The organism is Pseudomonas sp. FW300-N1A1 (assembly GCF_058789115.1).
In genome coordinates this window covers 456,605-463,658 of sequence record NZ_JBYTBK010000001.1, presented here as the reverse complement: position 1 = coordinate 463,658, position 7,054 = coordinate 456,605, and the positions used below count along the sequence as shown (strand labels likewise).

Here is a 7,054-nt window from a genome sequence, read left to right as displayed (position 1 = left end):
AAATACAAAACGCCCGATGCGGTGCATCGGGCGTTTTGAGGCTGAAATGGGTGTAAACCTATTTCAGGACTGGACACTTTCTTTCCTGCACAACTCACTATCGCCTAGCAGTTCTGCTAGTTCCCACTCCCGCCAGTCGCGCAGATACTCGAGCCATCACGGACGCTAAAAGCATGGAGCCGCCCCAATGCCTAGCCCACAGCACACCCTGCTCTGCAGCTATCGCTACGATCCACTGGATCGCCTGATCAGCCATACCCAATCACATATGCAAACGCGTCAGCGCTTCTATTGCAAAAGCCGTCTGGCTACCGAGATACAGGGCGCAATCGGGCACTCGATCTTCCAGCACGACAACCTGCTGCTCGCGCAGCAACAGCGTCAGGACGACGCACTCGACACCACGCTACTGGCCACCGACCTGCAACGCTCGGTGTTGCACACCCTCAAGCACAACCATCAACGACAGCCCATAGCCTACTGTCCCTACGGCCACCGCTGCGCCGAAAGTGGATTGACCAGTTTGCTGGGATTCAATGGCGAACGACCAGACCCGGTGACCGGGCATTATTTATTGGGGAATGGGTATCGGGCGTTTAACCCTGTGTTGATGCGATTTAATAGTCCAGACAGTTGGAGTCCGTTTGGGAATGGAGGGGTAAATTCGTATTCGTATTGCTTGGGGGACCCCATTAACAAATACGATCCCAGCGCGCGAGTTTCAGCAAGAATTGTGACCGGAGTTTCAAAGTGGCTGAATCGCGCAAGGCGTACGCTCCAGACCAACAATACATCAAATGCCATCCAAAACTACATAAGCGGCCCCGAAACCATATTTGAAACATACAAAAAAACCATTAATCACACCGTACAAAAACAATGGAGAACGATGGAAAGCAATGGAGAGCAATGGAGAATAGCAACAAAGGACGATATAGATTATAAGTTGAATCGCAATGGAGAGCTATGGCACACAGAAACAACACTACACAACAACCAAGACGACGAATTATATCATAACTTTGCAGTCAGCAATGGTGACTTCATAGAGCGACAAACCATGACTCCCGGGCTCAACATCCACAGCTTTACGAGAACAACACCAATCCTACAGGAACTAGCCTACAAAAAAATACCGGGACAACAATTGCAGGACCTTTACAACAACTTATCACTGCCAAAAATTGATATAAAATTTGAAAAAAAAATCTTCATCAATGCGGAAATCAACTCCAAATACAATAACATTGGAACACAAACAAACGGCCTCCACCCGGCTAGATACAACAAATTCTTGAGGCGATTTTCACCAACAACATATAATCATTTTGAAAGGTCGGCACGAAAAATAAGAACCACTATTTGACTACGAATCCCGCCGCAACTCCGGCGGAATCGGCACCTCATCCTTGAACGGCTCCGGCCGTTTGCCTTTACCCGCCCGGTACTGTCGAATCTGATAGACGTAAGCCAGCACCTGCGCGACCGCCAGGTACAGCCCGCCCGGAATCTCCTGATCAAGTTCGGTGGAGTAGTAGATCGAGCGCGCCAACGCCGGTGACTCCAGCAGCAATACATTGTTGCTCACGGCGATTTCGCGGATTTTCAGGGCCAGGAAGTCGCTGCCCTTGGCGATCAGCATCGGCGCGCCGCCTTTGTCCGGGTCGTACTTGAGGGCCACGGCGTAGTGGGTCGGGTTGGTGATGATCACATCGGCGTCGGGAACGGCCGCCATCATCCGCCGCTGGGACATTTCGTGCTGCAGTTGACGAATGCGCTGTTTGACCTCGGGACGACCTTCCTGGTCCTTGTGCTCGTCGCGGATCTCCTGCTTGGTCATCAACAGCTTCTTGTGACTCTGGTACAGCTGCACCGGCACGTCGACGGCGGCGATCAGGATCAGGCCGCAGGCCATCCACAAAGTGCTCCAGCCCACCAACTGCACGCTGTGGATGATCGCCTGTTCCAGCGGCTCGTGGGCGATGCGCAGCAAGTCGTCGATGTCCGATTTCAGCACCGTCAGCGCCACAAACAGGATCAACAGGAACTTGGCCAGCGCCTTGAGCAGCTCGATCACGGCGGTGGAGGAAAACATGCGCTTGAGGCCGTTGGCCGGGTTCATCCGGCTGAACTTGGGCGCCAGGCTGCTGCCGGCAAACAACCAGCCGCCCAGGGAAATCGGACCGATCAACGCCGCCAGGAGCAAGGTGATCAGCACCGGCTGCACGGCGATGATTGCAATCTTGCCCGAGTGCAACAGGTATTGGCCCATGGCGCCCGGGCTGAGCAGCACCTCGCGAGGCAGGGAGAAGTTCAGGCGCATGATCTCCAGCAGGTCCTGCGCCAGGCCGCCGCCATAGATCAGCAGCCCCCCGGCACCGGCCAGCATCACCGCCAGGGTGTTGAGTTCCTTGGAGCGGGCAATCTCACCCTTCTCCCGGGCGTCCTTTTTCTTTTTCTCCGTGGGCTCTTCGGTCTTGTCCTGACCACTCTCGCTCTCGGCCATGGCTTAGCGCGCCTGTGCCATATCGCGCAGCAACTGCAAGGCTTCAGTGGCCAGCGGTTGATACTGATTGAGAATGTCGCCCAAGCTGATCCAGAAGATCACCAGGCCCAGCACCAGGGTCAGCGGAAAGCCGATGGAGAAAATATTCAACTGCGGCGCTGCCCGGGTCATGACGCCGAAGGCAATGTTGACCACCAGCAGCGCAGTGATCGCCGGCAGCACCAGCAACATGGCCGCGCCCAGCACCCAGCCCAGCTTGTTGGCGATCTCCCAGAAGTGCGTGGTCAACACCGCACTGCCCACCGGCAAGGTGGTGAAGCTTTCAGCCAGTACTTCAAACACCACCAGATGGCCGTTCATGCCAAGAAACAGCAGGGTCACGAGCATGGTCAAGAACTGCCCGATCACCGCCGCCGACACGCCGTTGGTGGGGTCGACCATGGAGGCGAAGCCCATGCCCATCTGGATCGAGATGATCTGGCCGGCGATCACGAAGGCCTGGAAGAACAGCTGCAAGGCGAACCCCAGCAGTCCACCGATGAGGACCTGCTCCGCAATCAGCAGCAGACCGCTGAGGTCCAGCGGATTGACCGCCGGCATGGGTGGCAGCCCGGGCATGATCACCACCGTGATCGCCAGTGCGAAGTACAGCCGGATACGCTTGGGGACCAGTGTCGTGCCCACGATCGGCATGGTCATCAACACCGCGCCGACCCGGAACAGCGGCAGCATGAAGCTGGCCACCCAGGTACTGATCTGCGTGTCGGTCAGCGCCAGCAGCGACATGGCTTAGCCGATCAACTGCGGAATACTGCCGTACAAGCGCAGGATGTATTCCATGAAGGTCTGCACCAGCCACGGGCCGGCGACGATCAGCGTGACCAGCATCACCAGCAGGCGCGGCAGGAAGCTCAGGGTCTGTTCGTTGATCTGGGTGGCCGCCTGGAACATCGCCACCAGCAACCCCACCAACAGGCTCGGCACCACCAGCACCGCCACCATCAGGGTGGTCAGCCACAGCGCCTCACGGAACAGGTCTACCGCTACTTCAGGAGTCATATCGCCCTACCCGCCCACTCATGGCTACACACCGCCGAAACTGCCCGCCAGGGTGCCGATGATCAACGCCCAGCCATCCACCAGCACAAACAGCATGATTTTGAACGGCAAGGAAATGATCAACGGCGAGAGCATCATCATGCCCATTGCCATCAGCACACTGGCCACCACCAGGTCGATGATCAGGAACGGGATGAAGATCATGAAACCGATCTGGAACGCAGTCTTGAGCTCCGAGGTGACGAAGGCCGGCACCAGGATGGTCAGCGGCGCCTGCTCCGGCGAGGCGATGTCGGTCCGCTTGGACAGGCGCACGAACAGCTCCAGGTCACTGCTGCGCGTCTGCGCCAGCATGAAATCCTTGATCGGCACCTGGGCCTTGGCCACCGCATCCTGGGCGGTCATTTTCTCCGCCAGATAGGGTTGCAAGGCGTCCTGATTCACCCGGTCGAACACCGGTGCCATGATGAACAGGGTCAGGAACAGCGCCATGCCGGTGAGGATCTGGTTCGACGGCGTCTGCTGCAAGCCCAGGGCCTGGCGCAGAATCGAGAACACGATGATGATCCGGGTGAAACTGGTCATCAGCATGACGAACGCCGGAATGAAGCTCAGCGCGGTCATGATCAGCAGGATCTGCAGGCTGACCGAATACTCTTGGGCGCCCTCGGCGTTGGTGCCCAGGGTGATGGCCGGAATCGACAGCGGATCGGCGGCAAACGCCAACGGCGCGGCCAACATCAGGAGCAGCGTCAGCAGGACTCGCAACGGCATTACTTCTTATCCTTGTCTTTACCCAGCAACTCCATCAGGCGCTGGGCAAACTCGGGGGTGGCCTGCTCGGTGCCCGGCACCGCCACTGGTTCTTTCAGTACATGCAGCGGGGTGATGGTGCCCGGCGTCAGCCCCAACAGGATCTGCTCGTTGCCCACCTGCACCAGCACCAGCCGATCACGCGGCCCGAGGGCACGCGAGCCAATCAACTCGATCACCTGCCCTTTGCCCGCTGGGCCCGCCTGCTGCACCCGGCGCAGCAGCCAGGCGAGGAAGAAGATCAACCCCAGCACCAGCAGCAAGCCCAGCACCAGCTGGGTCAACTGCCCCGCCACACCACTGCCCACCGCAGGCGCCGCCACGGTCGTCACCGGTTCGGCAGCCATGACGGTGAATGGCAAGGCCAGCAACACACCGAGAAACGTCTTCACTCAGCGCAGCTTCTTGATGCGTTCGCTGGGGCTGATCACGTCAGTCAGGCGGATACCGAACTTCTCGTTGACCACCACCACCTCGCCGTGGGCGATCAAGGTGCCATTGACCAGCACGTCCAGTGGTTCGCCCGCCAGGCGATCCAGCTCGATCACCGAGCCCTGGTTCAACTGCAGCAGGTTACGGATGTTGATGTCGGTACTACCGACCTCCATGGAGATCGACACCGGGATATCGAGAATCACGTCCAGGTTCGGACCGTCGAGAGTCACCGGCTGGTTATTCTTCGGCACACTGCCGAACTCTTCCATGGGCAGGCGGTTGGACGGCGAGCTCGCCGCATCGGCTGCCAGCAAGGCATCGATGTCGTCCTGTCCGGCGTCACCGGCTTCTTCCAGCGCGGCAGCCCATTCATCAGCCAGCGCCTGGTCGTCCTGGGAATTCATATCGTTAGCCATCATTTGTCCTCGGCGGGCAAAAACATTTAAAAACAAAAAAAGGGGGGGGGGACGAGCGCCGGTCAGCGGCGCTCGATCGGCTCGATCACTTGCAACGCCAGGTTGCCTTTGTGGGAGCCCATCTTGACCTTGAAGGCCGGCACGCCGTTGGCGCGCATGATCATGTCTTCCGGCATCTCCACCGGGATTACATCCCCCGGCTGCATGTGCAGGATGTCGCGCAGGCGCAGTTGACGACGGGCGACGGTGGCACTCAATGGCACGTCGACGTCCATCACGTCCTGGCGCAAGGCATTGACCCAACGTTCGTCCTGGTCGTCGAGGTCGGACTGGAAGCCCGCATCGAGCATTTCGCGAACCGGTTCGATCATCGAGTACGGCATCGTCACGTGCAGGTCGCCGCCACCGCCATCGAGTTCGATGTGGAAGGTGGAGACCACCACGGCTTCGCTCGGCCCGACGATGTTGGCCATGGCCGGGTTCACTTCCGAGTTGATGTACTCGAAGTTGACTTCCATGATCGCCTGCCAGGCTTCCTTCAAGTCGATGAAGGCCTGCTCCAGCACCATGCGCACCACACGCAGTTCGGTGGGCGTGAATTCACGGCCTTCGATCTTGGCGTGACGCCCGTCACCGCCGAAGAAGTTGTCCACCAGCTTGAACACCAGCTTGGCGTCGAGTATGAACAGCGCGGTGCCACGTAGCGGCTTGATCTTGACCAGGTTGAGGCTGGTGGGCACGTACAGCGAGTGTACGTACTCGCCAAACTTCATCACCTGCACACCGCCGACTGCAACGTCAGCCGAGCGCCGCAGCATGTTGAACATGCTGATGCGGGTATAGCGGGCAAAACGCTCGTTGATCATTTCCAGGGTCGGCATGCGCCCCCGGACGATCCGGTCCTGACTGGTCAGGTCGTAGCTTTTGACACTGCCCGGTTCAGCAGCGTTATCGGTCTGTACCAGACCATCGTCGACGCCATGCAACAGCGCATCGATCTCATCCTGGGACAGCAGGTCCTGCACGGCCATGTCGTGTTCCTACTGCAGTACGAAATTAGTAAAGAGCAACTGCTCGACCACTACCTTGCCGACTTCTTTCTGCGCCACTTCCTGCACGCTGGCAGTGGCTTTCTGGCGCAGCATTTCCTGACCGACCGGGGTGGCCAGGGTGTCGAAACTCTGTGCGGAGAACAGCATGACCAGATTGTTGCGGATCACCGGCATATGCACCTTCAGCGCATCCAGATCCGCCTGGTTGCGCGCCTGCAGGGTGATGCTCACCTGCATGTAGCGCTGACGGCCATTGTGGTTGTAGTTGGCAATGAATGCCGGCGCCATGGGTTCGTAGATCGCCGCGGGCTTGCCCGTGCCGGCCGACTCCGCTGCAGGCTCAGGCTTGCTCTGGGCGCTGTGCATGAAGTACCAGGTCGCCCCCACGGACAGGCCGACGGCCAGCAGCAACGCCGCCACAATCACCAGGATCAGCTTGAGTTTGCCTTTCCCGGCGGGGTCTTTTACTGCTGCGTCGCTCTTCGCCATGCCAATAATCCGTCACTATTCGGGTTTTCACAGTCGCACGGCAAGGCAAGAGCAAGTGTTATGCCAGAAGTGTCGGGACGCGCTCATGCGGCTCAATAACACGGAAGGCTGCCCGTGTGGCGAGGGAGCTTGCTCCCGCTGGCGTGCGCAGCGCGCCCTGACAAGCTGGTGGCGGTCTATCGCAAAGACCTCGGCGAGGGTTGTGGGGCTGCCGTGCAGCCCAGCGCGAGCAAGCTCGCTCGCCACGGGGTCTGTGTACGACGCCACTTTCCTTGACTGAATGT

Annotated in this window: 9 protein-coding genes; 1 reads left to right on the top strand and 8 read right to left on the bottom strand. The window is 58.9% G+C overall.

What is annotated here, in order from left to right; all coding sequences use genetic code 11:
* Positions 1-187: 187 nt before the first annotated feature.
* On the top strand, positions 188-1,366 hold the full coding sequence (locus AC3WQN_RS02280) for an RHS repeat-associated core domain-containing protein (RefSeq protein ID WP_103400651.1): 1,179 nt from the start codon (positions 188-190) through the stop codon (positions 1,364-1,366).
* Here the strand turns inward: AC3WQN_RS02280 and flhB are convergent, their stop codons facing one another.
* The 8 genes from flhB to fliL form a co-directional block, all read right to left on the bottom strand.
* Positions 1,367-2,506, bottom strand: coding sequence for a flagellar biosynthesis protein FlhB (gene flhB, locus AC3WQN_RS02275; RefSeq protein ID WP_103400650.1), 1,140 nt, complete (start codon positions 2,504-2,506; stop codon positions 1,367-1,369). It lies immediately after the preceding gene.
* A 3-nt stretch (positions 2,507-2,509) separates the two neighbouring features.
* The gene (fliR, locus tag AC3WQN_RS02270; protein WP_095080137.1) at positions 2,510-3,292 is read right to left on the bottom strand and encodes a flagellar biosynthetic protein FliR; all 783 of its coding nucleotides are present in this window, start codon (positions 3,290-3,292) and stop codon (positions 2,510-2,512) included.
* A gap of 3 nt (positions 3,293-3,295) precedes the next feature.
* Complete coding sequence (fliQ, locus tag AC3WQN_RS02265) at positions 3,296-3,565, bottom strand: flagellar biosynthesis protein FliQ (protein WP_093417060.1); 270 nt, start codon at positions 3,563-3,565, stop codon at positions 3,296-3,298.
* A 24-nt stretch (positions 3,566-3,589) separates the two neighbouring features.
* Positions 3,590-4,339: a flagellar type III secretion system pore protein FliP gene (gene fliP, locus AC3WQN_RS02260; protein ID WP_095145690.1), complete on the bottom strand. Its 750-nt coding sequence runs from the start codon at positions 4,337-4,339 to the stop codon at positions 3,590-3,592.
* On the bottom strand, positions 4,339-4,770 hold the full coding sequence (fliO, locus tag AC3WQN_RS02255) for a flagellar biosynthetic protein FliO (protein WP_103400649.1): 432 nt from the start codon (positions 4,768-4,770) through the stop codon (positions 4,339-4,341). Before fliO ends, fliP begins: the two co-directional genes overlap by 1 nt.
* A complete protein-coding gene (fliN, locus tag AC3WQN_RS02250) occupies positions 4,771-5,229 on the bottom strand; it encodes a flagellar motor switch protein FliN (protein ID WP_095145687.1) in 459 nt (152 codons plus the stop codon). It lies immediately after the preceding gene.
* A 62-nt stretch (positions 5,230-5,291) separates the two neighbouring features.
* The gene (gene fliM / locus AC3WQN_RS02245) at positions 5,292-6,260 is read right to left on the bottom strand and encodes a flagellar motor switch protein FliM (protein WP_103400648.1); all 969 of its coding nucleotides are present in this window, start codon (positions 6,258-6,260) and stop codon (positions 5,292-5,294) included.
* Between the two features lie 9 nt (positions 6,261-6,269).
* The gene (gene fliL / locus AC3WQN_RS02240) at positions 6,270-6,770 is read right to left on the bottom strand and encodes a flagellar basal body-associated protein FliL (RefSeq protein WP_103400647.1); all 501 of its coding nucleotides are present in this window, start codon (positions 6,768-6,770) and stop codon (positions 6,270-6,272) included.
* Between the last annotated feature and the right edge of the window lie 284 nt (positions 6,771-7,054).

What these genes read in the sequence shown, in the direction of transcription:
- fliM (WP_103400648.1), bottom strand. Translation starts at nt 6,260, where the DNA reads ATGGCCGTGCAGGACCTGCTGTCCCAGGATGAGATCGATGCGCTGTTG.
- fliQ (WP_093417060.1), bottom strand. Translation starts at nt 3,565, where the DNA reads ATGACTCCTGAAGTAGCGGTAGACCTGTTCCGTGAGGCGCTGTGGCTG.
- fliL (WP_103400647.1), bottom strand. Translation starts at nt 6,770, where the DNA reads ATGGCGAAGAGCGACGCAGCAGTAAAAGACCCCGCCGGGAAAGGCAAA.
- AC3WQN_RS02280 (WP_103400651.1), top strand. Translation starts at nt 188, where the DNA reads ATGCCTAGCCCACAGCACACCCTGCTCTGCAGCTATCGCTACGATCCA.
- fliN (WP_095145687.1), bottom strand. Translation starts at nt 5,229, where the DNA reads ATGGCTAACGATATGAATTCCCAGGACGACCAGGCGCTGGCTGATGAA.
- flhB (WP_103400650.1), bottom strand. Translation starts at nt 2,506, where the DNA reads ATGGCCGAGAGCGAGAGTGGTCAGGACAAGACCGAAGAGCCCACGGAG.
- fliR (WP_095080137.1), bottom strand. Translation starts at nt 3,292, where the DNA reads ATGTCGCTGCTGGCGCTGACCGACACGCAGATCAGTACCTGGGTGGCC.
- fliP (WP_095145690.1), bottom strand. Translation starts at nt 4,339, where the DNA reads ATGCCGTTGCGAGTCCTGCTGACGCTGCTCCTGATGTTGGCCGCGCCG.